Raw genomic sequence first — 24,071 nt, 5'->3', positions numbered from 1 at the left:
CACACGATGACTGGGACGACACCGTGACCGCTCCGAAACACCTGATCAAGCCCACCCGACGCCTGCAGCCGATCTTCATCCTCGGCCTGGCGGCGGTGCTCGCCGTGCTCACCGGCGTCACCATCTGGGCTCCGACGACGACCGCGAACGCGGCCACCGAGACCATCTGGGGGAACGCCGCCTCGCCGGTACGGCTGGTATCGCACTCCGACCGCCTGCCCGTGGAGGTGGGGACGCAGTTCACCGCGGAGAAGAGCGGCTACGTCACCGGCATCCGCTTCTGGAAGACGGCGTCGCAGACCGGCACGCACACCGCGACCCTCTGGTCGTCGAAGGGCGCGAAGCTCGCGACGGCCGAGTACACCGACGAGTCGTCGAGCGGATGGCAGATCGCCTCGTTCTCGAAGCCGGTCGCGCTCAGCGCCGGCACCGGGTACGTCGCCTCCTACTTCGCGCCGAACGGCGGCTACGCGGCCACCTACGAGTACACGGGCGAGTCGGCGACGCCGAGCCTCGACGTGACCACCGGCGCGGGCGTGTTCCGGTACGGAGCGGAGTCGCGCTTCCCGACCTACAAGTACCGCAACTCGCAGTACTGGGTCGACGTCGTGTTCGCCAGCAAGGCGGGCGCCGACGACCCGTCCGGCCCGGCCGACCCGACGGATCCGCCGAGCGACGACCCGACGACGGACCCGACGGACACCCCGACCGCGACACCGACGCCCACCTCGACGCCGAGCCCGACCACGCCGCCGACCACGCCGCCGTCCACGGACCCCAAGCCGAGCACCGGCTTCCCGAACGCGTCGAACACCGGCGTGCCCGCGGGCACCGCGCTCACGCCGTACACCGGCGGCTGCACGATCACGGCGGCGAACACGGTGATCGACGCCAAGACGATCAACTGCGGCACCCTCGAGGTGCGCGCGAAGAACGTCGTGATCAGCCGCTCCGTGCTCAACGGCACGGTGTACGCCGACACCGACGGCTCCGGCTCGTTCGTGATCAGCGACACGACCGTGAACATCGGCGCCCAGATGGGCACCGGCGTCGGCGACGCGTACTTCACCGCGACCCGCGTGCACGTGACCGGCGGCAACCGCTCGATCAACTGCTTCCTGAACTGCACCGTGACCGGCTCGTACGTGCACGGGCAGTTCACGGACCGCACCGGCGTGGCCCACGAGTCCGGCATCCGCATGGGATCCGGCAGCGTGATCCGCGGCAACACGATCTCCTGCGACGCGCCGGACGTGCCGCCGGACGCCGGGTGCTCGGCCGCGCTCACCGGCTACGGCGACTTCGCGGTCGTCAAGGGCAACGTGATCGACGGCAACCTGTTCGTCGCGACCACCGGCGGCTACTGCGCCTACGGCGGCTCGACGGCCGGCAAGCAGTTCTCGGCCGGCACCAGCGGGATCGTGTTCACGAACAACGTGTTCCAGCGCGGCTCCGGCGGCAAGTGCGGCTACTACGGCCCGATCACGTCGTTCGACAAGAGCGCGCCGGGCAACGTCTGGTCGAACAACACCTGGGACAACGGCGGCGCGGTCGCCGCCGCGAACTGACCCGTCAGCCGGAGGTCACCACTCGACGAGCGTGAGCTCGCTGTAGAGGTAGTCGACATCCCCCGCCCCGAGGCCCGCTCCGCGGTGCATCCTCGGGCGGGGGTTCGACAGCTCCACGCTCCGCGGCGGCGCGAACCCCAGCACGCGGCGCTCGGCGAGCGTCGCCGGGGCGCCGTGGCGCAGCAGCAGATGGGCGCCCACGGCGGGCCACGCCCGACGCAGCAGCTCCCGGTCGCCGCCGGCGTGCAGCGGTGTCGCGAACAGCGGCAGGCCCTTGCGGCGGTCCTTCCGGAACAGCAGGTAGGCCGAGTCGGAGCCCCGCGTCACCAGCAGGTGCCGCGCGGCGGGCGCGGCGCGGTGATCGGCGAAGACCTCGGCGTCCCGGCCCCGGAGGGTCGCGGCCAGCGCCGCGGGATCGCCCGTGATCGCGACGCCGCGCGGCGCGGGCCACGGCACGTTGACGGCGAGGCGGGTGGCGGTGTCGAGCCGCGCGAAGCCCATCCGCTCGTTGAGGGCGACGACGTTCCCGCTCGGGGAGAGATCGGTGAACACGAGCCCCGGCTGCCCGAGCAGCGCCCGCAGCAGCCGGAAGCTCTGCGCGCGGTGCTCCTCGACGACGCTGAAAGCCGCGAGGTTGCAGACGAGGAGCGGACCCGCGTCGGTGCGGCGCTCCGAGTAGACCGCCGCGTAGGCGCCGACGACGCGACCGTCCGCCACGAGCTGGAAGCCGCGGTTCGGACAGGGCGACCCCCAGGGCGGGTCGAGGAGCGCCATCCAGCCGGAGGGCGGCACGCGCTCGTTCAGCTCGGCGGTGAGGAACGCGGCGACCGCGGCCGTGTCGTCGCCGGTGATCGGCCGGAGTTCCGCGCGGGCAGGGGCCACACGCGCATGCTACGGCAGTCATGAGCACCGCTCGCACAGTAATCTGGTATCCCGAGGCGGCACGTCCCCGCAGGGCCTCGACGACGGAAGGGTCGCGTCATGCCGAGCGTGGTGATCGCTGCGCACAACGAGGAGCGGGTGATCGGCGCGTGCCTCGATGCGCTCCTCGCGCAGGGTCTCGACGCGGGCGCGATCGTCGTCGTGCCGAACGGCTGCTCCGACCGCACGGCCGATGTCGCGCGATCGCGCGGGGTGACGGTGCTCGAGCGCGAGCAGCCGGGCAAGACGGGGGCGCTGAACGCCGGCGATGCCGTCGCGACCGGATTCCCGCGCATCTACCTCGACGCCGACATCGTGGTGGCGGACGGCGGGCTCCGCTCGGTGCTCGCGGGCTTCGACCGCACGCCGGCGCCGCTCGTGGTCGTGCCGCGGCGGCGGCTCGACGTCGCCGGGCGGCCGTGGCCGGTGCGCGCCTACTTCGCCGTCAACGCCCGGCTCCCGGTCTTCCGCACCGGCCTGTTCGGCCGCGGGATGATCACGCTGTCGGAGGCCGGTCGCGCCCGCTTCGGCGAGTTCCCCGCCATGATCGCCGACGACCTCTTCCTCGACGCCCAGTTCGGCGACGCCGAGCGGCTCGTGGTCGACGACGTCGTCGTGACGGTGGAGACCCCGTTCACGACGCGGGCGCTGCTGCGACGGCTCGTGCGCGTGCGCCGCGGCAACGCCGAGATGCGCGCGGCGGCGGCCTCCGGCGCCGTGAGCGCCGATGTGCGGCCGTCGAGCCGCTGGGCGTGGCTGCGGGTCGCCGCGCCGCATCCGGGGCTCTGGGCCCCCGCGGTGGCCTACGCGGTGCTCACGACGGTCGCGGGTCGGCGGGCGCGGCGCGTCGACGCCGGACCGGACGCGTGGGGCCACGACGAGAGCACGCGCGCGCGACCCGGGACGGCGGGCGGCGCATGACGATCAACCTCTGCTTCCACGGCGTCGGCACCTGCCTGCTCGAGCGGGAGGAGGGCGAGGCGCGCTACTGGGTGCGCGAGGACGCCTTCCTCCGCATGCTCGACCTCGCCGTCGGGCGATCGGACGTGCGCCTCAGCTTCGACGACGGCAACGCCTCGGATGCCGAGATCGCCCTTCCGGCGCTGACCGAGCGCGGGCTGACGGCGACCTTCTTCGCGCTGGCCGGGCGGCTCGACGACGCGGCGAGCCTGACGCCCGCCGACCTGCGGACGCTGCGCGGCGCCGGCATGTCGATCGGCTCGCACGGCTGGGCGCACGTGCCGTGGCGAGGGCTCTCGGCCGACGACGCGCGCCGTGAGCTCGTCGACGCCCGCGCGGCGCTCGCGGAGGCGAGCGGGGGCGACGTCGACGAGGCCGCCATGCCGCTCGGGCGATACGACCGGGAGCTCGTCGGCCGGCTGCGCCGCGCCGGCTACCGCCACGTGTACACGAGCGACCGGTTCCGGGCGCGGCCCGAGTCGTGGCTGCAGGCCCGCTACAGCGCGACGTCCGCCGACACGGAGGATTCCGTGCGCGGCATCCTCAGCGGCCGGCTCAGCCGCCGCGAGGTGCGCAACGTCGCCGCGAGCCTGGCGAAGCGGCTCCGATGACATCCGGAGCACCCATCGGCGACGAATACAATCCGACGGGGGAGAAGGGGCGGGCATCATGACCATGCGCGATCTCGGCGCGGTCCTGCTGCGCCGCTGGTACGTGCTCGCGCTCGCGCTCCTGCTCGCCGTCGGCGGCGGCGTCGCCCTCCACAGCGGCCAGGGCGTGTACACCTCCGACACGGTCGTCTCGTTCCTGCTGCCCGACAAGTCCAACCTCTCGCTCGACAGCGGCCTCAAGGACTCGAGCGTCATCGCGTTCGCGGGCGCCGTGACGCGCACCGTGTCCGAGGGCGTCGCGACCGAGTACTACTCCGAGGACACCGCGCCGATCTTCGGCGCCGGTCTCCGGCAGGGCGTCGTCGTCTCGATGCCGAACGACGGCAACCAGTGGTCGACCAGCTACTCCCGGGCCGAGATCGTGGTGAAGATCGTCGGCCCGAGCGAGGCGTGGGTGCTCGGCACGCAGCACCGGATGCTGCAGCAGATCACGAGCGCGGCGGCGTCGATGCAGGACTCCGTGTCGACCGCCGACGATCGCATCCGCGTCACGCCCGTCGAGCTCACGAAGCGCGTGTTCCACGTCGTCCCGTCGCGGTCGGAGACGCTCGCCGGACTGCTCGCACTCGGCTTCGCGGCGGCGATCGTCGGCACCTGGGGTGCCGTCGTCGTCGACCGCCGACTGCTCGCGCGATCGGGCCGCCCGAACGGGCCCGCGTCGCGCATCCACCCGGACGGAAGGCCCACTCGATGAACCTGGCGGACACGCTGCGCGGACTGTGGCGACGGTGGTACATCGTCGTTCCGGGACTGCTGCTCACCGTGGCGGTCGCCGTCTCGGGCTGGGCGCTGGTGAAGCCGGACTACGAGCGCACCGCCACGCAGCTGCTCCTGCCCGGCGTCGCGACCATCCCCGAGGCCGGCAACCCGTACCTCTACCTCGGCGGGCTCTCGCCGGCGGCCGACGTGCTCATCACGGCGATGTCGTCGCAGTCCGAGATCGACGCGCTGCTCAAGGGCCACCCGGGCGCCGAGCTCGCGATCACCCGCGACTCGGTCACGTCCGGTCCGCAGATCCTCACCACGGTCACGGCGCCGAGCGACGCGGAGGCCGCCGAGATCCTCGACGCCGCCGTGGCCCGCACCACCGAGATGCTGAGCCAGCTGCAGGACGTCGACGGCGTCACGGCGGGCAACCGCATCGACATCACGACGATCACGACCGACGGCGAGAGCACCCTCATCCAGCGGACGCGCGCGCTCGTGACCGCCGGGGCCGGCCTGATCGTGCTGATCATCACGCTCTTCGTCGCCGGCCTCCTCGAGGGGCTCGGCGCGCGCCGACGCCGGCAGGCCGCGGCCGGGAGCGTGCCGGAGCTGCGCCGGGTCAACGGCGAGGCGCCGGTCGGACCGCGCGGCCGGCGGCGTCCGCGACGCACGAGCGGCACATGACCTCGGCCCGCCGGGAGCACTGACCGTGGCGGTGGACCGGATGGCGACCGCACCCGCCACCGGCGGCGGCCGGAGCCGGAGCGGCATCGCATCGGGACCGGCGGTCACGATGCTCACGGTCTACCTCGTGCTGCTGCTCGCGATCCCGTCGACCGTGACGCTCAGCGTGCTCGGCTCGCTCGGACGGCCGTCGATGCTCTGGGGCATCGTCATGCTGCTGGCCTGGTTCGTCGCCCGGCTGCAGGCCCGCACGGTCGACCCCCGCCTCATCCGGCAGCCGGTGCGCTACGCGTTCGTCGCCATCATGGTCATCGCGCTGGTGAGCTTCGCCGTGGCCGTGTTCCGCGGCCAGCCCGGCGATCAGGTCAGCCCCGCGATCACGGCGATCATCCGGCTGCTGTCGTGGGCCGGCGTGCTGCTCGTGACGGTCGACGGCGTCCGGACGATGGACGACCTGTCGCGCGTGGTCCGCCGGATCGGCATGGGCGCCGGGCTCCTCGCCCTGTTCGGCATCATCCAGTTCCTCGCGAAGAGCACCCTGACCGACTTCTTCTCGGCCATCCCCGGGCTCTCGCTGTCCGACTCGGGCGTCGCCGAGCGCGGCGGGGTGGCGCGGGTGCCCGGGACGGCCATCCATCCGCTGGAGTACGCGACGGTGCTCGACGCCGCGCTGCCGCTCGTCATCGCGGCCGCGGTCTCGCACGGGCTCCGCTGGAACGCGACCCGCGGACGGTGGACCGGCTGGGTGATCGTCGCGCTCATCTCGCTCGCCGCGCTCATCGGGGTCTCCCGCTCCGCGATCATCGGGTTCGGCGTCGCGGCGCTGAGCATGCTGCCGGTGCTGCCGCGGCGCTACCGCGGGGTCGTCATCGCCGGCGGCGTCGTGCTCGCGGCCGCCGCGGTGATCGCCATCCCGGGACTTCTCTCCACGACGCTGCAGCTGTTCGCCGGCGCGGCGAGCGACCCGAGCACCCAGTCGCGCACCGGCGGCCTGAGCCGCGCCCCCGACTTCATCGGGTCGTCGCCGCTCGTCGGCGCGGGGTTCGGCACGTTCCTGCCCCGGTACTACATCTTCGACAACCAGTGGGTGCTCATGGCCATCGAGCTCGGCATCCTCGGGGTGCTCGCGTTCGCGGCCCTGTTCGCCTCCGCGATCTGGAGCGGCGCCAGCGCGCGCCGCCGGTCGACGGACCCCGGCGTCCGGCTGCTCGGCTGGGCGCTCGCCGCGTCGTCGCTGAACATCGCGGTGCTGTTCGCGTTCTTCGACGGGCTCTCGTTCCCGCAGTCCGCGGGGCTGCTCTTCATGATCCTCGGGCTCTGCGGCGCCATCCGCACGATCGGCGCCGACACGGCCGCGCTCGGCGCCGACGGGACCGGTCTCGCGCCGTCGCCGGACCTCGACGAGGCGGCGGACGGCGTGCGGCTCACCCGACGGGCGCGCGTGACCCTCAGGCTCGCGCGTCGGCGAGCCACTGCGGGCCGCGGGCCTGACGGAGGCGCCGAGGGCTGAGCAGGTCGCGCACGGCGGCGCGGCTCGTCGCCTTGCCGAGCGCGGCGCGGCTGCCCTCGCGGGCGAGCGTCGCGAGCCAGAACGCGGCGCCGGCGACCGGCCCGTGGGTCGAGCGGAAGAACTTCACCCGGTTCGCGACGAGCAGGGACCACTGCCGCACGTTGCCCGCGGAGCCGCCCTCGAGGTGCTGCGCGCCGGCGGCCGGCTGGTACCAGGCGACGAGACCGTGCCGGCGCAGCCGCAGGTCGTACTCGGTCTCCTCCGAGTAGAGGAAGTACGACTCGTCCCACTCGCCGCAGGTCGCGAGGCACGCGGCGCTGACGAGCTGCGTCGAGCCCTCGGCCCAGTCGATCGCGTGGGCCGACTCGTACTCCGCCGGATCGGTCACCATCTCGCCGAGCGCGCGGATGCGGCCGACCCGCTCGGCGCCGAACAGGGCATCGCCCCACGCGCGCAGCACGCTCGGCGCCCGCCGCAGCGACCAGATGCGCACGCCCTCGGCGTCGCGCAGGGCTGGGACGACGATGCCGATCCGCGGGGTGATGCTGTCGACGAGCGTGCGGAGGCAGCCGGGGTCGAGGCGCACGTCCGCGTTGAGGATGAGGTAGGCGTCGCGCGGGCCCGCGGCGCGGATCGCCGCGTTCACACCGCCCGCATAGCCGAGGTTGCCGCCCGTGCGGACGACGAGCGCGTCGGGCGCGTGCCGCTCGACCTGGGCGATCGTGTCGTCGGCCGAGTCGTTGTCGGCCACGACGAGCGTCCAGTCGACGCCCTCCGCGCCGGCCGGCAGCGACGCCGCGAGGTCGGCGATGAGCGGCGCGCTCTCATAGGTGACGACGCAGATCGCCACGCGGGGCAGGGCGCCGGAGGCGGACCCGGCGGCGGCGGTCATCCCCGCACCACCGACGGCGACCAGGCGTGCGGGAGGAACAGCCTCGGGGCGGACGATCCGTCCGCGGCGGCGGCCCAGACGTCGTAGTCGCCGGCGGCGCCCTCGCGGGGCAGGCCGTAGAGCACGGTGTCGTCGTCGAGCCACTCGACCTGGTCGTCGACGGTGCGCGGCTCGGGCAGCACGGTCTCCTTCCCGGTCGCGAGGTCGTAGACGGCGACGGTCCACGTGATCGCCGGCGCCGTCGCGGTGCGCTTCTTGAAGGCGATCCGGGTGCCGTCCGGCGAGATCGACGGGCACTCCACGCCGTCGCGGATCGCCGTCATCCGCTTCTGCGCGATGCTGCCCTTCACGAGCCAGGTGTGCCCGGCCGAGGCGGCGGTGGCGTAGAACACGTCGTCGTCGTGCGGGTCGAACGTGACGCCCCAGAAGTTGCGGTCCGACGCGGTGATCGGCTGGCCGTCGACCTCGAGGTCCCAGGTCTCGAGGTTGCCGTAGTCGGCGCCCTCCACCGGCGAGATGATCGTCTGCGTCGAGAACGCGACCGAGCCGTAGGACTCGCCCGTCACGAACGCGGTGAAGGCGAGCTTCGTGCCGTCTGCCGACATCCGCGTGCGGCTCGGGATGCCGGGGAGCGGCCAGGTGCGCAGCTCCTTGCCGCTCTCGTCGAGCAGCGCCGCCGTGAACGTCGTGACGACGCCGCGGTCGATGCGGAGGCACATCCGGTAGCCGTGCGACTCGTCGACGCGGTCGCAGGCGGCGGAGCCGATGCTGCGCGCCCCCTCCGGATCGCCCAGCGGCACGGACGAGACGAGCCCGTAACCCCGGCCCGCCGCCGTGTTGCGGAAGACGATGCGGTCGCCGGACGTCGCGGCGTCGGCCGTCTGCGCCTCGCTCGGGGCATCGGCGCGGGCGCGGTAGGAGGCGACGGCGACGGCGCCGTAGACGACGGCGCCGGCGAGGAGCGCGCCCGAGAGCACGAGGGCCAGGACGAGGCGGACGCGGCGGGTCATGCGGTGCGGCTCCCGAGCACCGGCCGCAGCACCCGGTAGGCGATCGGCACGCCGACGGCGAGCATGACCGCGACGATCGCCATCGCCGGCTCGCGGCCGATGACGGCCCACAGGATGCCGAACCCGGCGGCCGACACGAGTCGGCCGAGCGCGACGGCGGTCTGCGCCCCGGCGATGCCGGTGGCGGTGCCGCCCTCCGGCGAGAACTGCCCCGCGAGCGCGGCCAGCACGCCGTCGGTCGCGGCGTAGAAGGCGCCGAGCAGCAGCAGGGCCGCCACGAGCACGGCGATGCCGGCCGGGGTCACGATCGCGGCCGTGCCGCCCTCGGAGCCGACCGGGATGAGCGTGCAGAGGTAGGCGGCGAGGAGGGCGAGGTGTCCGAAGACGAACGCGCGGCCGCGTCCGATCCGGTCGGCCAGGCGCCCGATCGGCACGGCGAACGCGACGAACGCCACGTTCGTGCCGACGTAGAGCAGCGGGAAGAACTGGGCGGCGAGGCCGCCCTGGGCCTGCAGCGAGAGGTACACGAAGCCGTCGCCGACCGTGAGCACGGCGAGGATGCCGGCCACGGCGACGACCCGGCGCAGGCGGGGGTCGGCCAGGTCGCGGAAGCGCAGCGGCGGGCGCGGCGCGCCGGTCGCCGCCTGCTCGCGGCGGGGGCGGCGGTCGGGAACGAGCAGGCCGAGGATGATCACGCCGATCGCGGCGCAGACGAGCGAGGCGACGAAGATCAGCACGAACCCGCTCGGCACGAGCCAGAGGATGAGGAACGCGAGCAGCGGGCCGACCGCGGCCCCGATGTTGTCGAGGGTGCGGTGCACGCCGAACGAGCGGCCGAGCGTCTCCGGCTGCGACGAGGCCGTGATGAGGGCGTCGCGCGGGGCCGTGCGGATGCCCTTGCCGATCCGGTCGAGGGCGATCACCGCGGCGATCGCCGCGAACCCGCTGGCGAGCAGCAGCCAGACCTTCACGATCGCGGACAGGCCGTAGCCCGCGAACGCGACCCACTTCGGACGGTCGGCGCGGTCGGAGAGGTAGCCGCCGCCGATGCGCACCACGGCGCTGACGCCCTGGTAGATGCCGTCGATCACGCCGTAGGCGACCGTGCCGAAGCCGAGGGCGCCGGTGATGTAGATCGGCAGGATCGCGGCGACCGACTCCGAGGAGATGTCGGTCAGCATGCTCACGATGCCGAGCGTGACGACGGTCGACGAGACGCGGACCATCCCCTTGCGGGTCTTCGGCCCCGGCTCGCCCTTCGCGGCGGCGTCGTTGAGAGAGATGTACACGGGACCCCTAGGACGAGTAGTCGAGGACGGCGAACAGCGACAGGCGGGTGCGGCCGCTGGAGGCCGTGGCGGACACCGTGACGGTGTCGTTGCCGCGGCTGAAGGTGCGGGCGGTGGAGCCGCCGACGGCGGGCGCGTCCGAGCCGGTGAGGCCGTAGACGGCGAACGCGGCGGAGAGCGAGGCGAGCGCGGCCTCCGGGACGCCGTCGACCGTGCCGTCGACCGAGACCTGGCTGCGGGATCCGGACGTGGCGATGGAGGAGCTCGTGATCGACGCGCCGGAGGGCAGCTGCAGCTCGGCGGGGAAGCCCGCCGCGAGCCCGCCCTTCTTCGACGCGGACGCCGGCGCGGTGCCGACGAAGACGGGCGGCGGGCTGGTCGCCGGCGGCAGCGTGCTGCCCGGCTGCCCGGGCGGCACCTCGGTGGTCGTGCGCGGCCCGATCGGGCTCGGGCTCGCCGTCACGTACGGGCCGCCGGAGGCCGCGGAGCCCGGGGTGGGCGTGATCGTCGAGCCGGATCCGGAGCCGTCGCCACGGCCGGCGGCGGTCGGGGAGGGTGCCGGGAGGCTGCCGAGGATCGCCGCGGCCGCCACGATGAGGCCCGCGGCCACCGCGCCCGCGGCGATCACCCGGCCGGGCGTCAGCCGGGAGAGGACGCCCGTGCGCTCGCGGCTCCCGCCGCTCACGCGGCGGCCTCCGGGGCCAGGGCGCCGTCGCGCTCGAGGTAGCGCTCCCCGCTCTGCGGGCAGCGCCAGGCGAGCGCGCCCTCGGGCGCGGGGGCGTCGTCCGGCTCGAGGCGCACGCCGGCGCGGCCGACCCAGCCGACGCGGCGGGCCGGGCTGCCGACGACGAGGCCGTAGGCGGGCACGTCGCGGGTCACCGTGGACCCGGCGGCGACGAGCGCCCACTCGCCGATCGCCACGGGGGCGATGCAGACGGTGCGGGCGCCGATCGCGGCGCCGGTGCCGATGGCCACGCCGACCGCGTGCCAGTCGTCGGCCGACTTGCGGGTGAGGTCGGGATTGACGGCGCGGGGCCAGACGTCGTTCGTGAGCACCACGGCGGGGCCGATGAAGACGCCGTCGCCGAGCACGGCCGGCTCGTAGATGAGGGCGGCGTTCTGCACCTTGCAGTTCGCGCCGAGCACCACGCCGGGGCCGACGTACGAGCCGCGGCCGAGCGTGGTTCCGGCGCCGATCACGGCATCCTCGCGCACCTGCGCGAGATGCCAGACGATCACGCCGGGCTCGAGGCGGGCGCGGGGGTCGACATCGGCGGTGCCGGCGACGCGCGGGGTCGCGTCATCGGTCACGGGATCCTCCTGTGGGTGGCAGGAGCCGTGGCGCGCAGTGCGCCCCTGATGGGACGGAGCCCCCATAGGACGGGGTGCCCCGCTTGGCAGCGGGGACGGCGCGCCAGCGGTTCGGGTTCGGGACGACCGATCGGGCATCGGTCCCCTGTACTGTATGCCCGCACCGGGTCGATCCGGTAGAGGGATTCCCCTGACGGCGGAGTGGGAGAGCCGATGGACGACCTGGTGGTAGTAGGCGGCGGCATCGTCGGGCTGGCGACGGCGCGTGCCGTGCGGCAGCGCCGGCCGGACGCGCGCATCACGATCCTCGAGAAGGCGGACGAGGTCGGCACCGGCCAGACCGGCCACAACTCGGGCGTCATCCACGCCGGGATCTACTACGCGCCCGGGTCGCTCAAAGCCCGGCTCTGCCGCGAGGGGCGCATCGCCACGGTCGAGTTCTGCGAGCGGCACGGCATCCCGTACCGCCTGGTCGGCAAGCTCGTCGTCGCCACGGACGAGCGCGAGCGAGCACGGCTCGACGCGCTCGAGGAGCGGGCGCGCACGAACGGCATCGAGCTCGAGCGGATCGGCGAGGGCGAGCTGCGCGAGCGGGAGCCGGAGGTGCGCGGCGTCTCGGCGATCTGGTCGCCGACCACCGGCATCGTCGACTACCGCGCCGTCGCGCGGGCGCTGCGCGCCGAGCTCGAGGCGGACGGCGTCGAGGTGCGCCTGGGCACGGCGGTCACCGGGATCGCCGAGGACGACCGCGGCGTCGTCGTGCGCACGGACGACGGCGGCGAGCTGCGTGCGGACCGCCTGGTGGCGTGCGCCGGGCTGCAGGCCGACCGGATCGCGCGACTCGGCGGGCTCGAGACCGACGTGCGCATCGTGCCGTTCCGCGGCGAGTACTTCGAGCTCGCGCCCGAGCGGTCGCGGCTCGTGTCGCACCTGATCTACCCGGTGCCGGACCCGTCGATGCCGTTCCTCGGCGTGCACCTCAGCCCGACTGTCGACGGCCGGATGACCGTCGGCCCGAACGCGGTGCTCGGCCTGGCCCGCGAGGGCTACCCGCGCGGCTCGGTCAGCCCGCGCGACGTGGCCGACTTCGCCCTGTACCCGGGGTTCTGGCGGATGGCGGCCCGGAACGCGCGCCCGGCGGCGATCGAGCTGCGCAACTCGGCCCTGAAGCGCGGCTACCTCGCCGAGTGCCGCAAGTACGCCCCGTCGCTCTCGCTCGGCGATCTGCGGACGCGCTCCGCCGGCATCCGCGCGCAGGCGGTGCGACGCGACGGCGCGCTCGTCGAGGACTTCCTCATCGAGCGGACGGCGCGGCAGGTGCACGTGCTCAACGCACCGTCGCCGGCCGCCACCTCCGCGATCCCGATCGGACGCGAGCTCGCCGGCCGGCTGCTCGGCGAGGACTGACGCGGCCGGCCCGCGGTCATATGCCGCTCGGGGAATCCGGGTCCATCGGATCCCGAGAGTGTGCTCATAGGAAGCCGAAAGGGTCGTGCGGTCTGCTCTCCTCACCGACATCCACGCGACCCGAGGAGGCCGCCATGGCCGAGAAGCCCCGCGCCGACCCCCGATGGGTCGATGCCGACGGACACGAGATCGACGAGGACCACCGCGGCCTCGTCTACGACATGCAGACGCTGGTGAACCGGCGCCGCGCGCTCGGCATCTTCGGCGGCGTCTCGCTGACGTCGCTGCTCGCGGCCTGCGGCATCGCGTCGTCCGACGGGTCCGCGACCTCGACCCCGTCCGTCGCCACGTCAACGGCGTCCGCCGCGGCCTCCGGCGACATCGAGAAGGTGCCCGACGAGACGGCCGGGCCGTACCCGGGTGACGGGTCGAACGGGGTGAACGTGCTCGACGACTCCGGCATCGTGCGCAGCGACATCCGCTCGAGCTTCGGCTCGTCGACGGTCACCGCGGAGGGCATCCCGCTCACGATCCGGCTCACCGTGCGCGACGCCTCGAGCGGCGCGGCGCTGGCTGGCGCGGGCGTGTACCTCTGGCACTGCGACCGGGCAGGGGACTACTCGCTGTACGCGAAGGGCCTCGAGGACGTGAACTACCTCCGCGGAGTGCAGGAGACCGACGCGACCGGCACGGTCGAGTTCACGTCGATCTTCCCGGCCTGCTACTCGGGCCGCTGGCCGCACATCCACTTCGAGGTGTACCAGGACGTCGCCAACGCCGTGGCGTCCGGGCCGATCGTCACGACGTCGCAGATCGCGCTGCCGGAGGAGATCGACAGCGCCGTCTATGCGACCGCCGGCTACGAGCAGAGCGTGCGCAACCTCGCCCAGACCAGCCTGTCGAAGGACATGGTGTTCGGCGACGACGGCGGCATCCACCAGATCGCGACGATGTCGGGATCGGTCTCGGCCGGCTACACGGCGGCGCTGACCATCGGGGTGTGAGGCGTCAGCCGGCGAGGGGCTCGATGAGCGTCGCGTCGGCCGGGTCGACGGCGCGCGAGTTGTTCACGCGGCGGTCCACCTCGTAGGTCGTCATCGTGGCCGCGACCTCGGCGGAGGCGGCGTCGAGCAGCGACAGCATGCGCTCCTTGCCCGCGTCGTCGAGCTTCACGGGCGCCAGCCACTCGTCGCGCGCGTCGCCGACGGGCAGGAAGGCGGGCATCCGGTCGTGCACCTCGCCGGACGCGTCCCGCGCCTCGCGCGTGACGATCACGGTCGAGACCTCCCACTCGCCGTCGACCTTCCTGACGGTCGACAGCCCGGCGGCGGCGAGGAGCGCCTCGCCGTGGATGAAGTGCGCGTCCTTGCGACCGGCCTCGCCGGTCCACTCGTAGTAGCCGCGCATCGGCACGATGCACCGCGAACCGGCGAACGCGCCCTTCCACAGCCCGCTCGAGGAGATCGTCTCGATGCGGGCGTTGAACTGCGGCCGCCCCGGCTTCGTGAGGAACGACGGACGGAAGTCCCAGACCGCCGGCTCCACCGTGCGGTGCACGACACCGGCCTTGTCGGCGCGCTCGCGGATGATCGGCACCGTGTCGGTGGGCGCGATCGAGTACGACACGCTCCAGTCGCGGAAGTCGTTGCCGTCGAGCACGAACTCCTCGATGAGGTCGTTCGTCTCGCTGTCCATCGCGAACCGGCCGCACATGCGGATCAGGCTAGCCGCGGGGTCCGACGGCCGCCGGATGCGGCCCGGGGTCGGGCTCAGTCGTGCGGATGCTGCTCCGCGGCGAGGTCGCGCGACGACGGCATCGCGTGGCCGTCAGTGCCGGGCGGCAGATCCGCCTCCGCCTCGGCGGCCGTGATCTCGTGGCCGTCCTGCTCGATGGTGACCATGTGGTCCGCGGTGCCGTGCACGTCGAAGTGCGGCTCCTTCTCGTCGGCGCTCATGGCGCCAGTGTGCTCCGGCCGCGGTGCATCGGCGCCCCGTCGGAGCGGATGTCCAGGATGACCGCGCGGGCGAGCCGGCTCCGGGCTCAGCCCCAGGCGTCGGCCGGGGCCTTGACGATCTTCACGGTACCGGTCGTCCAGCGCTCGCCGTTGCCGTAGTGGCTGGTCGCCCACGGCGACTCCCAGATGGCCTGGGCGGTCTGCGCGGCCGGGCAGGAGGCGGCGAGGCAGTCGATGATCGGCTGGTAGCCGCCGCCGCGCGCCAGGTTCTCCGCGACCTTCTTCGCCGCGATCTGCAGGTTGTCGTACCGGCCGAGACCGCCGCCGCCGCCCGAGCCGTAGCCGTTGTTGAGCGGGTTGTTGCGAAGCCACCACGAGTCGGCGCCGTTCTCGCGGATCATCCACTGCAGCAGCACGGTGACGTTCTCGTCGCTCACCGGCCAGCCGCCGTCGGCCAGGATCAGCTTCGCCCAGTCGGCGTTCGTGCCGCTCTGCACGTAGAGCACCTCGGGCGAGGTGACGGCGGTGGTGTCGCGCACCACGTCGGGCACGTCAGCCGCCGCCGGCACCGCGAGGTCCTGGGTCGTGCCGGGGGCGAAGTGCTGCACCGGCGGCGCCATGGCGCGGCCGTGCGCGGCTGGCGTGCGGGCCTCCGCGGGGGCGGGCGGCGCGACCGCCAGGATGACGGCCAGCCCGAGCGCGGCGACGGCGGCGCCGCCGACGGAGCGCGTCATCGAGAGTCGCGGAGCGGCACCCCGGCGGCGGGAGCCGGCTCGCGGGGCGCGGATGCGTGCGGTGGAGGCTGAGGTCATGGATGCGGGTGGCCGTGCGGTTCGGACGCCCGGCCGGGCGGTACGACGGGCCAGGGTATCAGGGCTGTCCCGGAGAGCCCAGAGCGGGCGTAGCGTGGCCGCATGGCACTGCGCGCGGTGTTCGGCGGGGTCTCGACCGTGCTCGTCACGGACGGCCGGTCCAGCGTGCTCGTGGACGGGTACTTCAGCAGGCCGTCGCTGCCGCGGCTGCTGCTCACCCGCGTCGCCCCCGATCCGGCGCGCATCCGCGTCGCCCTCGAACGGCTCGGCATCGATCGACTCGACGCGGTGCTCGCCTCCCACTCGCACATCGACCACTCGCTCGACGCGCCGGTGATCGCCCAGCGCACCGGCGCCGTGCTGGCCGGCACGCCGTCGACCCGCAACATCCAGCTCGGCTACGGCCTCGGCGCGGAGCCGTTCGTCGAGCTGCACGACGGCCATCCGGTGACGTTCGGGGCGTTCGAGGTGACGCCGATCCGCGCCGAGCACAGCGACGACGACGCCGCGCCCGGGCCGATCACCCGACCGCTCGTGCCCCCGGCCCGCCTGCGGGCCTACCGGACCGGCGGCTGCCACAGCTTCCGCATCCGGCACGCGGACGGGTCGGTGCTCGTCGTCGGCACGGCGCAGCATCCGGTGATGCCGCTCGCGCCGCATCCGGCCGGCCTGCTCTACCTCGGCGTCGGCGGCATCGGCGCGAAGAGCGAGGCCTGGCGCGCGGACTACTGGCGCGAGACCGTGACGGCGAGCGGTGCGCGGATCGTGCGCCCCATCCACTGGGACGCCTTCTGGCGACCGCTCTCGAGACCGCTCGAGCCGCTGCCGCCGCGCCTCGACCGGCTGGAGGCGACCATGGCCGACCTGACCCGCTGGGCCCGTCGCGACGGCGTCGAGCTCGTGCTGCCGGCGTTCGGCGACGAGGTGGTGCTGGGCGCCTAGCGCCTCGCCGTGCTGCGGAGCGCCCGCGCCGACCAGCGCGCGCCGTCGAAGCCGACCTCGATCGGATGCTCGAACGCCCGCGACACCGTGTCGGAGGCGATGACCTCCGCCGCCGGACCGGCCGCGACGACCCGGCCGTGGGCGATGAGCATCGCGTGGGTGGTCGTCTCGGGCAGCTCCTCGAGATGGTGGGTCACGAGCACCGACGCGAGGTCCGGATGGCTGTGCTCGAGCGAGTCGACGGTCTCGAGCAGCTGCTCGCGCGCGGCCAGGTCGAGTCCGGTCGACGGCTCGTCGAGCAGCAGGAGGCTCGGGTCGGACAGCAGCGCCCGGGCGATGAGGGCGCGCCCCCGCTCGCCCTGCGACAGGGTCGGCCAGACCGCGCCGATCCGCTCGGCGAGCCCCATCCGCTCGACGAGGTCGTCGGCGCGCGCCGCGTCGGCCGGGTCGGCCTCCCAGTGGTTCGGCAGCTCGACCGAGCCGGCCAGGCCGGTCAGCACCACCTCGCGCACGGTGAGCGGCGAGCCGATCGGATGCCGCGGGTTGACGTGCCCGATCCGCCGCCGGAGCGCCTGCAGCTCGACCCGGCCGAGCCGCGCGCCGAGCACGTCGACCGTGCCCGAGGTCGGATGCTGCAGCGCGCCGCAGAACGCGAGCACGGTCGACTTGCCGGCGCCGTTGCGCCCGAGCAGCGCCCAGTGCTCGCCGGGCAGCACCCGCAGCGAGACGCCGTCGAGGATCGTCGAGCCGCTGCGGCGGAACACCACGTCCGTCAGCTCGAGCACCGGATCCATCGGCTCCGACGCTACCGGCTCCGACCGGCCGCCCAGGACGGGCGGAATCCTCGGCGGATTCTGGGAAGTCAAGGGGGTGCAGTCGGGGCACGGCGGTCGTACTCTTCCGTCATCACCGCGATCGGGCGCGGTGCGACTCGATGGCGAGGCGACGATGGAGCTGTGTCCGACCTGCGGAGCGGGGGTCGTCTTCCGCTTCAACGCCTTCACCGGCGGGTACTCGTACTTCTGCCTCCGCAACGGCGAGCACACCTTCCCGTCGACCGCGACCGCGTCGATCCCGGTGGTCGTGCCGAAGTAGGCGCGTGCGACCCTGGTCGGCATGAGCATCGACGAGATCGACGATTCCGTCCGCGCGCTCGGCGGCGTGCTGGTGCTGGCGCCCGCGGAGGGCGACGGCACCCCGGAGATCGCCTGGGGCGACCGCTTCTTCTACTACGCGCCGGACGGCGTCGTTCCGGCGACGCAGCCGTTCGCCACGATCGTGACGAAGGACTATCCGGGCGAGCCGTCGTCGGGCCTCGACCGGGCGGGCGCGTTCCGCGTCAACGTCGCGGCCGGCGCCGAGGTGTTCGCCGAGCTGGTCGGCCGCGACCCGAAGGACGCGCCGGCCGCCGACGAGCCGGCGCCGGACGCGGTGGATGCCGTGATGGCGCATCCGGTCTACGGCTCGCTGGGCTGGATCGCCGTCGTGGAACCGGGGGAGCGCACGTCGACGCGGCTGCACGCGCTGCTCATCGGCGCGCACGGGCTCGCGAAGGCGCGCTGGGACCGCCGCGAGGACGCGCGCGGCTGAGCACGACCGCCCGGCCGCGGCCCGCCCGGCCGCCGGATGAAGGACATCCGGGTGGTCCGATCCTGAGACGCAGGAGTCCGCCGCCCCGAGGGCGACGGACTCCTGCATCCGGCGGTCGGGCCGGATGCGCGGCGGGCGCTCCGAGGCGAGCGCCACGACGCCGCGGCCCACGAGCTGGCCCGTCAAGGCGATCGTCTCGGCCCGCCGCTCGAGCCGGAGGTCGACATCTCCGCGGCGGTGCGGCTCATCCAGCGGATCATCGAGACCGCGCCCGCCGCCGACCGGCCAGCCTGAGCAGCACGCCCGCGGCGAGCACGCCGAGCCCGGCGAGCACCGACAGCGGCGGGAGGGACGCGGCGAGCGCGACGCAGCCGACGGCCCCGAGCGCGGAGAGCGCACGCGGCATCCGGCGGTGGGGCCGGTCCTGGGTGAGCGCGGACAGGTTCGCGACCAGGTAGTACAGCAGCACCCCGAACGACGAGAACCCGATCGCCCCGCGCACGTCGGCGAGCAGCACGATCACGATGACGACGCCGCCGACGAGCGCCTCCGCCCGGTACGGCACCGAGCGGCGCGGATGCACGGCCGCGAGCGCCCGCGGCAGGTCGCCCTCGCGCGCCATCGCCAGCGCCGTGCGGCCGATGCCCGCGATGAGGGCGAGCAGCGCGCCGAGCGCGGCGGCGGTGGCGCCGACCCGCACGACGGGCAGCAGGCCGGGTGCGGCCGGCTCGACCAGGTCGGCGAGCGGCGCGCTCGAGCCGGCGAGGCCGGCCGCGCCGAGGCCGCCGAGCAGTGCGAGCCCGACGGCGAGGTAGACGACGAGGGCGATGCCGAGGGCGAGCAGGATCGCGCGCGGGATCGTCAGCTCCGGGGCGACGACCTCCTCGCCGAGGGTCGCGATCCTGGCGTAGCCGGCGAACGCGAAGAACAGCAGGCCGGCCGACTGGAGCACCCCGTAGGCGCCGGTCGACGGGACCGCGCCGACCAGCATGCCGGGATCGGCATACGAGGCGCCGGCGACCACGGCCGCCGTGAGCGCGACGAGTGTGACGGCGACGAGGATGCGCGTGAGGAGCGCCGTGCGGGTGATGCCGAGCAGGTTCACGAGCGTGAGCACGGCGACGACCGCGGCCGCCAGCGGGCGCTGCCAGGCGGGCGGTGCGACGTACGCGGCGACGGTCAGCGCCATGGCGGCGCAGCTCGCCGTCTTGCCGATCACGAACGACCACCCGGCGAGGAAGCCCGGCCACGCGCCGAGCCGCTCCCGCCCGTACAGGTAGGCGCCGCCCGCGTGCGGGTACTGCGCCGCGAGCTGCGCGGTCGAGCCGGCGTTCGCCGCGGCGACCAGCGCCGCGAGGGCGAGGCCCGCGAGCAGCCAGGTGCCGGCCGCGGCGGCGGCGGGCGCGAACGCCGAGAAGACGCCGGCGCCGACCATCGACCCGACGCCGATCACGACGGCGTCGCCGAGCCGGAGGCGGCGGGCGAGGCGCGGGGCGGAGCGGGGCGCGGTCACGAGCGGACCCTAGCGCCGCCGGGTGTCGCGCCGGGGCGGTCGGCGAGGGGATCGCAGAACCGGGCGACGCGCCGCTCAGTCGGGCTCGGGCGAACCCTCCCGGGCGGCGACCCGGTGCCGCCGCACCCGCCGGATCACGAGCACGACCAGCGCGAGGCCGACGGCGGAGTAGATCACGATGTCGAGCACGCCGGACCATCGGTCGATGAGCTCGTACCGGCTGCCGAGGGCGGCGCCGAGGCCGACGAGCAGCGCGTTCCAGACCCCGCTGCCGACGATGGTGAGCACACTGAACAGGGGCAGCGGCATCCGCTCGGCCCCCGCCGGGAGCGACACGAGGGAGCGGACACCCGGCATGAGCCGTCCGAACAGCACGGCGGTCCAGCCGTGACGGGAGAACCAGCGCGCCGAGCGCTCGAAGTCCTCGGCGTCGACGAGCGGCAGCCGGGCGAGCAGTCGGACCGAGCGCTCGTGCCCGAGCCGCGCCCCCAGGAGGTAGAGCACGAGCGCGCCGGCATAGGAGCCGAGCGTCGCCAGCCCGATCACCAGCGCGAGGTTCATCCTCCCGGTGGCCGCGAGGAAGCCGGCGAGCGGCAGGATCACCTCGCTCGGGATGGGCGGGAACACGGTCTCGACGAGCGTGAGCAGCCCGACGCCGACCTCGCCGAGCGCGTCGATCGCGCGCGCGGCGATGCCGGCCAGGCCGTCGAGCTCGTCGAGATCGACGGCGTCGGACATGCATGCGACCGTAGCGGGGGCTCCTGAGTCGGAGCTCCCGAAACCCGCGCCGTCGTCGGCTAGCGGATGCGAAGTCCGACTGTCAAGGCCCCCCGCCCTTCCAGACTCGCTGACTATTTTCGACTCCGATGTCGGATGAGGAGCAGCTCGCGCGCTGGATGGTCGATCAGGTTCACGAGCACGGTCGCCGCAGCCGTTCGGAGCTGCTGGCTCAGCTCCCGGACTGGGCGGCCGGGGTCGACGGCTTCGACGGCCGCACGCTGAAGCTGTTCCGGGGCCTGCACGCCGGGCAGATCCGCTGGATCTCCGCCGGCCAGTACTGGGAGTCGCTCCGCGTCCGCTGACGGCGTCGAGGATCGCTCTGGTCGTCGCGCCGTCCTGGTCGTACGCTGGCGCCACCCGAGCGGAGAGGGCGACGATGCCCGCACCGGACCCGACCCCCGAGCTGCCCTCGTCCATGCTGCGTGCCCTCGGCGAGCTGCACGTCGCGGCGCTCCGCCTGGAGACGCTCGTCGAGGGGACGCTCGAGGATGGCGCGGACCTCTCCGCCTTCCACGCGTGGCGCCGCATCGCGTCCGCGGATCTGGAGGAGGCGCGTCGGCTCGCGCAGGCGGCCGCCGACGCCGCGGTGGTCTCGGGCGAGCTGCTCGTCGAGGCCATCGACGGCACGCGCGTGCTCGTGGGCCCGCCGGGCGTGCACAAGCTCGCCGAGCGGATGGCGAAGGCTGTGCGGGCCGGTCGCGCGCTCGGCGCGGCGCCGGGGCGACGTCCGCGCTGAATCACCCGCGCTGCGTCGGACTCGAGCGGCGCGTCCGCCCCGGTCAGCTGCCGTTCGACACCGTGCCGAGCTTCGCGAACACCACGAGGTTGTCGACGTAATGCGCCGTGCGGCGGTCGAACACCCCCGCGCAGCAGATGAGCCGCAGCTCCGGATCCGGTGTCGCGCCGTAGACCTCCGAGGTCGGGAACTGCGCCTTCGCCGACTGCGTCCGCCCGGTCACCACGAACCGCAGCACCGCGCCGTCGGACATCGTCACGTCGACCGCGGCACCGGGCAGCAGCGCCGACAGCGTCTCGAATACGCCGGGGCCCGCCGAGTAGTCGACGTGGCCCGCGATGATCGCCGGCCCGACCTGCCCGGGCACGACCCCGGCCGCGAACCAGCCCGCCTTCGCCGGGTCGACCGGCGGCTGCAGCCTGCCGCGGCCGTCGACGGCGAGGGTCTCGAGCGTCGAGGCGATGCCGAGATCGGGGATCGAGACCGACACCGGCACCGTCGTCACCGCGGCCTGCGGTCCGACCGGGTCCTGGATGCGGCCGACGTCGCCCACCCCCGGCGAGGTGGTGGCGGTCGCGCTCGGGGCCGGCGCGGCGGCCGACGGCGCGAGCGCGGCCGCCGCGATCCCGGCGCCGAGCACGGCGATCAGCGCGGCGGCGCCGAGGAGCACGGCCGGATGCCCGGCGCGGCGCGTCCGTGGCGCCGGGCGCTCCGTGCTCATCCCGCGAGCAGCGAGCGCGACTCGGCGAGCCATCCGCCGCCGGTGTTCACGCCGCCGACCGGCGCCTGGGCGATCGCCGCCGAGTCGACGACCGAGCGGATCTCGAGGCCGGTCGACGTGTCGAGCACGAACAGGCTGGCGACGCTGCCGGCCGAGAGGTCGACGGTGGCGCTGCCGGTGCGTCCGCCGCCGGTGAGCTTCAGGCTCGAGGCGCCGGCGGGCAGCGGCGAATAGGCGCTGGCGGAGCCGAGTGCGGCCTTCGTCGCGAGCGCGAGGCCGGAGGCCGTCGACACGTCGACGCTCGACGCGGCCGTCGACGCCTGGATCACGCGGACCCGGGCCTGGCCGGTCGGCGGCGACGCGAGGTCGTCGTCGAAGGACTGCACGCTGATCGCGGCGTTGCGCCCGAAGGCCGCCACCGTGCGGGCCGTGCCGGCCGCAACCTGCAGCGAGGCGGTGAGCACCGGCTTCGACGTCGCCGCGGCGCCGGCCGCGACCATCGTGACCGTGTAGACCCCGCTCGGGAGCTCGGCGTAGCCCGACACCGCACCGTACGCGACGCCGCGGAGGGTGAGGTCGACGCGCGAGCTGCCGAGCGGGCTGAGGCGCACGTCGACCGACGCCGTGTCGGGGGAGAGGTGGGCGAGCCGCACCCATCCGTCGCCGGCGGGGGCGGAGGGCAGGGCGGCGTCGGCGCCGATGGTCGGGAGCAGCAGCCCGGCGGCGGTGGCGAGTGCGGCGACGGCGGCGGCGACGAGGCGCCGGGTGGGGACGGGTGCGGTGCGGGACATCGGGTTCTCCTTGCGGTGCGGTGCGGTGCGGTGCGGGGGTGCGGTGCGTGGAGCGGCGGTGCGTGGAGCGGGTGAGGTGGGACGGGACGGGATGCGACGTGCGAGGCGGGACGGGTGCCGGGTGGGTGGCTCGCTAGCTGTCGACGGGCGGGTCGATCGGCCAGGTGATCAGCACGTGCTGGCCCTGCACGGTCACCCGCTCCGGAGTGAACGGACCGGCCAGTGCGGCGACCAGCCGATCGACCGCGGGCGAGGGACTGCCGACGACCGCGGCCGGCGCGCCGCCGAGCGCGACCAGCTCGACCTGTCGAAGCAGACGACCGGACTCGCCCCGCACGGCGGGGAACCCGGCGATCTCGACGTCGCCGTCGGCCAGCGCGGTGCCGATCGTGAGCACGACCCGGGGGTCGACGCGGCCCTCGGCGAGCAGCTGCTTGTCCGCCGGCTCCGCGCGCAGCCCGGCGTGCCCGGCGACCTGGACACCTGCGACCTTCGCCATCCGGGCGTCGGTCAGCGCGAGCGCGGCGACGGCGCCCGGATCGGGGTCGAGCCGCAGCACGTCGACGCGCGCGCGGCCGGATCCGAACCGGGCGACGACCGCACCCGACGCGAGCAGCTCGTGCCGGGGCCCGGTCGCGGTCGCGGCGCGGAGCGCGGGGGTGCTGACCACGTACGACACGTCGGCCGGCGCTCGATCGAGCGCCGCGACGCCCGAGCTCCTGCGGCCGTCGCGAGCCGGTCCGAGCAGGTCGATCCGGGTGAGCGGATCCGCGACCACCGGGGTCGTCGGCGGCAGCTGCCCGTCGACCCAGGCCAGCGCGGCCCGGCGGTCGGCGTCCTGCGACACCGAGAGCGCGGCGGTGAGCGGGGAGACGTCGACGACGGCCGCCGTCACGATCGCGGCGGCGGCGGCCGCCAGCACGATGCCCGCCCGCGAGCGCCCGGTGACGGCACCCGATCGCAGCACCCGCACGGCGGCGTCGACGGAGCCGGCTGTGAGCAGCGCCGCCGCCGTGGCGAGCGGCAGCAGCGACGTCGGCGACGCGGCCGGCAGGGCTGACACGGCGACCACGGCCGCGAGCGAGGCGAGCAGCACCGCGGAGATCGGACGCAGCCGCCAGATGCCGAGTCCGGCCACGGCGGCGAGGGCGCCGGCCAGCAGCAGCACGGGATCGGTGCGCCACCAGACGGCGAGCGCGGAGTCCGCGGCGCCGGGCGCCGATCCCGCGGTCGTGCCCGCCAGGAGCGCGCCGAGCGGATCGCCGGCGGGCAGCATCCCGAGCGCGACGGCGATCCGCTC

The 24,071-nt window shown here is 74.5% G+C and carries 27 protein-coding genes and 1 pseudogene; 13 read left to right on the top strand and 15 right to left on the bottom strand.

The genetic code is table 11. From position 1 onward, the window contains the following. Positions 1 to 23: 23 nt before the first annotated feature. Entirely contained in the window at positions 24 to 1,568 is a 1,545-nt protein-coding gene (locus tag AC1RSJ_RS15175; RefSeq protein ID WP_493119277.1) for a DUF4082 domain-containing protein, read from the top strand. A 15-nt stretch (positions 1,569 to 1,583) separates the two neighbouring features. On the opposite strand, the gene AC1RSJ_RS15170 is transcribed toward AC1RSJ_RS15175, so the two are convergent. Then, positions 1,584 to 2,450 carry a hypothetical protein gene (locus AC1RSJ_RS15170; RefSeq protein WP_493119276.1) on the bottom strand — a complete coding sequence of 289 codons (867 nt, stop codon included), beginning with the start codon at positions 2,448 to 2,450 and terminating at the stop codon, positions 1,584 to 1,586. A gap of 99 nt (positions 2,451 to 2,549) precedes the next feature. Between AC1RSJ_RS15170 and AC1RSJ_RS15165 the strand changes: the two genes are divergently transcribed. The 5 genes from AC1RSJ_RS15165 to AC1RSJ_RS15145 are packed head-to-tail and all read left to right on the top strand — an operon-like array spanning position 2,550 to position 7,022. Beyond that, complete coding sequence (locus tag AC1RSJ_RS15165) at positions 2,550 to 3,410, top strand: glycosyltransferase family 2 protein (RefSeq protein ID WP_493119275.1); 861 nt, start codon at positions 2,550 to 2,552, stop codon at positions 3,408 to 3,410. Then, positions 3,407 to 4,060 carry a polysaccharide deacetylase family protein gene (locus tag AC1RSJ_RS15160; protein WP_493119274.1) on the top strand — a complete coding sequence of 218 codons (654 nt, stop codon included), beginning with the start codon at positions 3,407 to 3,409 and terminating at the stop codon, positions 4,058 to 4,060. Before AC1RSJ_RS15165 ends, AC1RSJ_RS15160 begins: the two co-directional genes overlap by 4 nt. 58 nt (positions 4,061 to 4,118) lie before the next feature. Then, the gene (locus AC1RSJ_RS15155; protein ID WP_493119273.1) at positions 4,119 to 4,814 is read left to right on the top strand and encodes a hypothetical protein; all 696 of its coding nucleotides are present in this window, start codon (positions 4,119 to 4,121) and stop codon (positions 4,812 to 4,814) included. Continuing rightward, positions 4,811 to 5,512: a YveK family protein gene (locus AC1RSJ_RS15150; RefSeq protein ID WP_493119272.1), complete on the top strand. Its 702-nt coding sequence runs from the start codon at positions 4,811 to 4,813 to the stop codon at positions 5,510 to 5,512. The genes AC1RSJ_RS15155 and AC1RSJ_RS15150 overlap by 4 nt, the downstream gene beginning before the upstream one ends. A 40-nt stretch (positions 5,513 to 5,552) precedes the next feature. Continuing rightward, positions 5,553 to 7,022 carry an O-antigen ligase family protein gene (locus AC1RSJ_RS15145; protein ID WP_493119271.1) on the top strand — a complete coding sequence of 490 codons (1,470 nt, stop codon included), beginning with the start codon at positions 5,553 to 5,555 and terminating at the stop codon, positions 7,020 to 7,022. Here AC1RSJ_RS15145 and AC1RSJ_RS15140 read toward each other — a convergent pair. From AC1RSJ_RS15140 to AC1RSJ_RS15120, 5 genes are read right to left on the bottom strand one after another with little or no spacing between them, the layout of a single operon-like run. Continuing rightward, entirely contained in the window at positions 6,961 to 7,914 is a 954-nt protein-coding gene (locus AC1RSJ_RS15140) for a glycosyltransferase family 2 protein (protein ID WP_493119270.1), read from the bottom strand. The genes AC1RSJ_RS15145 and AC1RSJ_RS15140 overlap by 62 nt on opposite strands. Then, a complete protein-coding gene (locus AC1RSJ_RS15135; RefSeq protein ID WP_493119269.1) occupies positions 7,911 to 8,924 on the bottom strand; it encodes a TolB-like translocation protein in 1,014 nt (337 codons plus the stop codon). The genes AC1RSJ_RS15140 and AC1RSJ_RS15135 overlap by 4 nt, the downstream gene beginning before the upstream one ends. After that, entirely contained in the window at positions 8,921 to 10,213 is a 1,293-nt protein-coding gene (locus AC1RSJ_RS15130) for an MFS transporter (protein WP_493119268.1), read from the bottom strand. The genes AC1RSJ_RS15135 and AC1RSJ_RS15130 overlap by 4 nt, the downstream gene beginning before the upstream one ends. Positions 10,214 to 10,220: 7 nt before the next feature. Beyond that, positions 10,221 to 10,898 carry a hypothetical protein gene (locus AC1RSJ_RS15125; RefSeq protein WP_493119267.1) on the bottom strand — a complete coding sequence of 226 codons (678 nt, stop codon included), beginning with the start codon at positions 10,896 to 10,898 and terminating at the stop codon, positions 10,221 to 10,223. After that, a complete protein-coding gene (locus AC1RSJ_RS15120; protein WP_493119266.1) occupies positions 10,895 to 11,524 on the bottom strand; it encodes an acyltransferase in 630 nt (209 codons plus the stop codon). Before AC1RSJ_RS15120 ends, AC1RSJ_RS15125 begins: the two co-directional genes overlap by 4 nt. A gap of 213 nt (positions 11,525 to 11,737) precedes the next feature. Between AC1RSJ_RS15120 and lhgO the strand changes: the two genes are divergently transcribed. Both lhgO and AC1RSJ_RS15110 read left to right on the top strand, forming a co-directional pair. Then, complete coding sequence (gene lhgO, locus AC1RSJ_RS15115; protein ID WP_493119265.1) at positions 11,738 to 12,931, top strand: L-2-hydroxyglutarate oxidase; 1,194 nt, start codon at positions 11,738 to 11,740, stop codon at positions 12,929 to 12,931. A 134-nt stretch (positions 12,932 to 13,065) separates the two neighbouring features. Then, positions 13,066 to 13,935: a dioxygenase family protein gene (locus AC1RSJ_RS15110; RefSeq protein ID WP_493119264.1), complete on the top strand. Its 870-nt coding sequence runs from the start codon at positions 13,066 to 13,068 to the stop codon at positions 13,933 to 13,935. 4 nt (positions 13,936 to 13,939) lie between these two features. Here the strand turns inward: AC1RSJ_RS15110 and AC1RSJ_RS15105 are convergent, their stop codons facing one another. The 3 genes from AC1RSJ_RS15105 to AC1RSJ_RS15095 form a co-directional block, all read right to left on the bottom strand. Next, complete coding sequence (locus AC1RSJ_RS15105; RefSeq protein WP_493119263.1) at positions 13,940 to 14,644, bottom strand: SOS response-associated peptidase; 705 nt, start codon at positions 14,642 to 14,644, stop codon at positions 13,940 to 13,942. Positions 14,645 to 14,700: 56 nt separating this feature from the next. Continuing rightward, a complete protein-coding gene (locus tag AC1RSJ_RS15100; protein WP_493119262.1) occupies positions 14,701 to 14,886 on the bottom strand; it encodes a hypothetical protein in 186 nt (61 codons plus the stop codon). 86 nt (positions 14,887 to 14,972) lie between these two features. Continuing rightward, entirely contained in the window at positions 14,973 to 15,620 is a 648-nt protein-coding gene (locus AC1RSJ_RS15095; RefSeq protein ID WP_493119261.1) for a hypothetical protein, read from the bottom strand. A gap of 180 nt (positions 15,621 to 15,800) precedes the next feature. Here AC1RSJ_RS15095 and AC1RSJ_RS15090 point away from each other — a divergent pair, with 180 nt between their 5' ends. Further along, the gene (locus AC1RSJ_RS15090) at positions 15,801 to 16,640 is read left to right on the top strand and encodes an MBL fold metallo-hydrolase (RefSeq protein ID WP_493119260.1); all 840 of its coding nucleotides are present in this window, start codon (positions 15,801 to 15,803) and stop codon (positions 16,638 to 16,640) included. On the opposite strand, the gene AC1RSJ_RS15085 is transcribed toward AC1RSJ_RS15090, so the two are convergent. Beyond that, positions 16,637 to 17,434, bottom strand: a complete 798-nt coding sequence (locus tag AC1RSJ_RS15085; protein WP_493119259.1) for an ABC transporter ATP-binding protein — start codon at positions 17,432 to 17,434, stop codon at positions 16,637 to 16,639. The two genes, AC1RSJ_RS15090 and AC1RSJ_RS15085, sit on opposite strands and share 4 nt — an antisense overlap. Positions 17,435 to 17,588: 154 nt before the next feature. Between AC1RSJ_RS15085 and AC1RSJ_RS15080 the strand changes: the two genes are divergently transcribed. Both AC1RSJ_RS15080 and AC1RSJ_RS15075 read left to right on the top strand, forming a co-directional pair. Continuing rightward, the gene (locus tag AC1RSJ_RS15080) at positions 17,589 to 17,735 is read left to right on the top strand and encodes a hypothetical protein (protein WP_493119258.1); all 147 of its coding nucleotides are present in this window, start codon (positions 17,589 to 17,591) and stop codon (positions 17,733 to 17,735) included. A 21-nt stretch (positions 17,736 to 17,756) separates the two neighbouring features. Next, positions 17,757 to 18,230 carry a DUF6194 family protein gene (locus AC1RSJ_RS15075; RefSeq protein ID WP_493119257.1) on the top strand — a complete coding sequence of 158 codons (474 nt, stop codon included), beginning with the start codon at positions 17,757 to 17,759 and terminating at the stop codon, positions 18,228 to 18,230. A 256-nt stretch (positions 18,231 to 18,486) separates the two neighbouring features. Here AC1RSJ_RS15075 and AC1RSJ_RS15070 read toward each other — a convergent pair whose 3' ends face one another. Both AC1RSJ_RS15070 and AC1RSJ_RS15065 read right to left on the bottom strand, forming a co-directional pair. Further along, positions 18,487 to 19,743 carry an APC family permease gene (locus AC1RSJ_RS15070; RefSeq protein ID WP_493119256.1) on the bottom strand — a complete coding sequence of 419 codons (1,257 nt, stop codon included), beginning with the start codon at positions 19,741 to 19,743 and terminating at the stop codon, positions 18,487 to 18,489. Positions 19,744 to 19,818: 75 nt separating this feature from the next. Then, positions 19,819 to 20,481: a DedA family protein gene (locus tag AC1RSJ_RS15065; protein ID WP_493119255.1), complete on the bottom strand. Its 663-nt coding sequence runs from the start codon at positions 20,479 to 20,481 to the stop codon at positions 19,819 to 19,821. A gap of 128 nt (positions 20,482 to 20,609) precedes the next feature. Here AC1RSJ_RS15065 and AC1RSJ_RS15060 point away from each other — a divergent pair, with 128 nt between their 5' ends. Both AC1RSJ_RS15060 and AC1RSJ_RS15055 read left to right on the top strand, forming a co-directional pair. Continuing rightward, entirely contained in the window at positions 20,610 to 20,825 is a 216-nt protein-coding gene (locus AC1RSJ_RS15060; protein ID WP_493119254.1) for a hypothetical protein, read from the top strand. Positions 20,826 to 20,899: 74 nt separating this feature from the next. After that, entirely contained in the window at positions 20,900 to 21,259 is a 360-nt protein-coding gene (locus AC1RSJ_RS15055; RefSeq protein WP_493119253.1) for a hypothetical protein, read from the top strand. A gap of 43 nt (positions 21,260 to 21,302) precedes the next feature. On the opposite strand, the gene AC1RSJ_RS15050 is transcribed toward AC1RSJ_RS15055, so the two are convergent. From AC1RSJ_RS15050 to AC1RSJ_RS15040, 3 genes and pseudogenes are all read right to left on the bottom strand, one after another. Then, entirely contained in the window at positions 21,303 to 21,980 is a 678-nt protein-coding gene (locus tag AC1RSJ_RS15050; RefSeq protein ID WP_493119252.1) for a sortase domain-containing protein, read from the bottom strand. Next, positions 21,977 to 22,771: a DUF4397 domain-containing protein gene (locus tag AC1RSJ_RS15045; RefSeq protein ID WP_493119251.1), complete on the bottom strand. Its 795-nt coding sequence runs from the start codon at positions 22,769 to 22,771 to the stop codon at positions 21,977 to 21,979. Before AC1RSJ_RS15045 ends, AC1RSJ_RS15050 begins: the two co-directional genes overlap by 4 nt. A 133-nt stretch (positions 22,772 to 22,904) precedes the next feature. Then, positions 22,905 to 24,071: pseudogene (locus AC1RSJ_RS15040) on the bottom strand (hypothetical protein); the annotation flags it as partial.

This window comes from Schumannella sp. GW821-FHT10F01 (assembly GCF_058809295.1).
Note: the sequence above shows the minus strand (reverse complement) of the source record. Positions and strands in the feature narration are given on the sequence as shown.

What these genes read in the sequence shown, in the direction of transcription:
- AC1RSJ_RS15165 (WP_493119275.1), top strand. Translation starts at nt 2,550, where the DNA reads ATGCCGAGCGTGGTGATCGCTGCGCACAACGAGGAGCGGGTGATCGGC.
- AC1RSJ_RS15160 (WP_493119274.1), top strand. Translation starts at nt 3,407, where the DNA reads ATGACGATCAACCTCTGCTTCCACGGCGTCGGCACCTGCCTGCTCGAG.
- AC1RSJ_RS15155 (WP_493119273.1), top strand. Translation starts at nt 4,119, where the DNA reads ATGACCATGCGCGATCTCGGCGCGGTCCTGCTGCGCCGCTGGTACGTG.
- AC1RSJ_RS15150 (WP_493119272.1), top strand. Translation starts at nt 4,811, where the DNA reads ATGAACCTGGCGGACACGCTGCGCGGACTGTGGCGACGGTGGTACATC.
- AC1RSJ_RS15145 (WP_493119271.1), top strand. Translation starts at nt 5,553, where the DNA reads ATGGCGACCGCACCCGCCACCGGCGGCGGCCGGAGCCGGAGCGGCATC.
- AC1RSJ_RS15140 (WP_493119270.1), bottom strand. Translation starts at nt 7,914, where the DNA reads ATGACCGCCGCCGCCGGGTCCGCCTCCGGCGCCCTGCCCCGCGTGGCG.
- AC1RSJ_RS15135 (WP_493119269.1), bottom strand. Translation starts at nt 8,924, where the DNA reads ATGACCCGCCGCGTCCGCCTCGTCCTGGCCCTCGTGCTCTCGGGCGCG.
- lhgO (WP_493119265.1), top strand. Translation starts at nt 11,738, where the DNA reads ATGGACGACCTGGTGGTAGTAGGCGGCGGCATCGTCGGGCTGGCGACG.
- AC1RSJ_RS15110 (WP_493119264.1), top strand. Translation starts at nt 13,066, where the DNA reads ATGGCCGAGAAGCCCCGCGCCGACCCCCGATGGGTCGATGCCGACGGA.
- AC1RSJ_RS15105 (WP_493119263.1), bottom strand. Translation starts at nt 14,644, where the DNA reads ATGTGCGGCCGGTTCGCGATGGACAGCGAGACGAACGACCTCATCGAG.
- AC1RSJ_RS15100 (WP_493119262.1), bottom strand. Translation starts at nt 14,886, where the DNA reads ATGAGCGCCGACGAGAAGGAGCCGCACTTCGACGTGCACGGCACCGCG.
- AC1RSJ_RS15095 (WP_493119261.1), bottom strand. Translation starts at nt 15,620, where the DNA reads ATGACGCGCTCCGTCGGCGGCGCCGCCGTCGCCGCGCTCGGGCTGGCC.
- AC1RSJ_RS15090 (WP_493119260.1), top strand. Translation starts at nt 15,801, where the DNA reads ATGGCACTGCGCGCGGTGTTCGGCGGGGTCTCGACCGTGCTCGTCACG.
- AC1RSJ_RS15085 (WP_493119259.1), bottom strand. Translation starts at nt 17,434, where the DNA reads ATGGATCCGGTGCTCGAGCTGACGGACGTGGTGTTCCGCCGCAGCGGC.
- AC1RSJ_RS15080 (WP_493119258.1), top strand. Translation starts at nt 17,589, where the DNA reads ATGGAGCTGTGTCCGACCTGCGGAGCGGGGGTCGTCTTCCGCTTCAAC.
- AC1RSJ_RS15075 (WP_493119257.1), top strand. Translation starts at nt 17,757, where the DNA reads ATGAGCATCGACGAGATCGACGATTCCGTCCGCGCGCTCGGCGGCGTG.
- AC1RSJ_RS15065 (WP_493119255.1), bottom strand. Translation starts at nt 20,481, where the DNA reads ATGTCCGACGCCGTCGATCTCGACGAGCTCGACGGCCTGGCCGGCATC.
- AC1RSJ_RS15060 (WP_493119254.1), top strand. Translation starts at nt 20,610, where the DNA reads ATGTCGGATGAGGAGCAGCTCGCGCGCTGGATGGTCGATCAGGTTCAC.
- AC1RSJ_RS15055 (WP_493119253.1), top strand. Translation starts at nt 20,900, where the DNA reads ATGCCCGCACCGGACCCGACCCCCGAGCTGCCCTCGTCCATGCTGCGT.
- AC1RSJ_RS15050 (WP_493119252.1), bottom strand. Translation starts at nt 21,980, where the DNA reads ATGAGCACGGAGCGCCCGGCGCCACGGACGCGCCGCGCCGGGCATCCG.
- AC1RSJ_RS15045 (WP_493119251.1), bottom strand. Translation starts at nt 22,771, where the DNA reads ATGTCCCGCACCGCACCCGTCCCCACCCGGCGCCTCGTCGCCGCCGCC.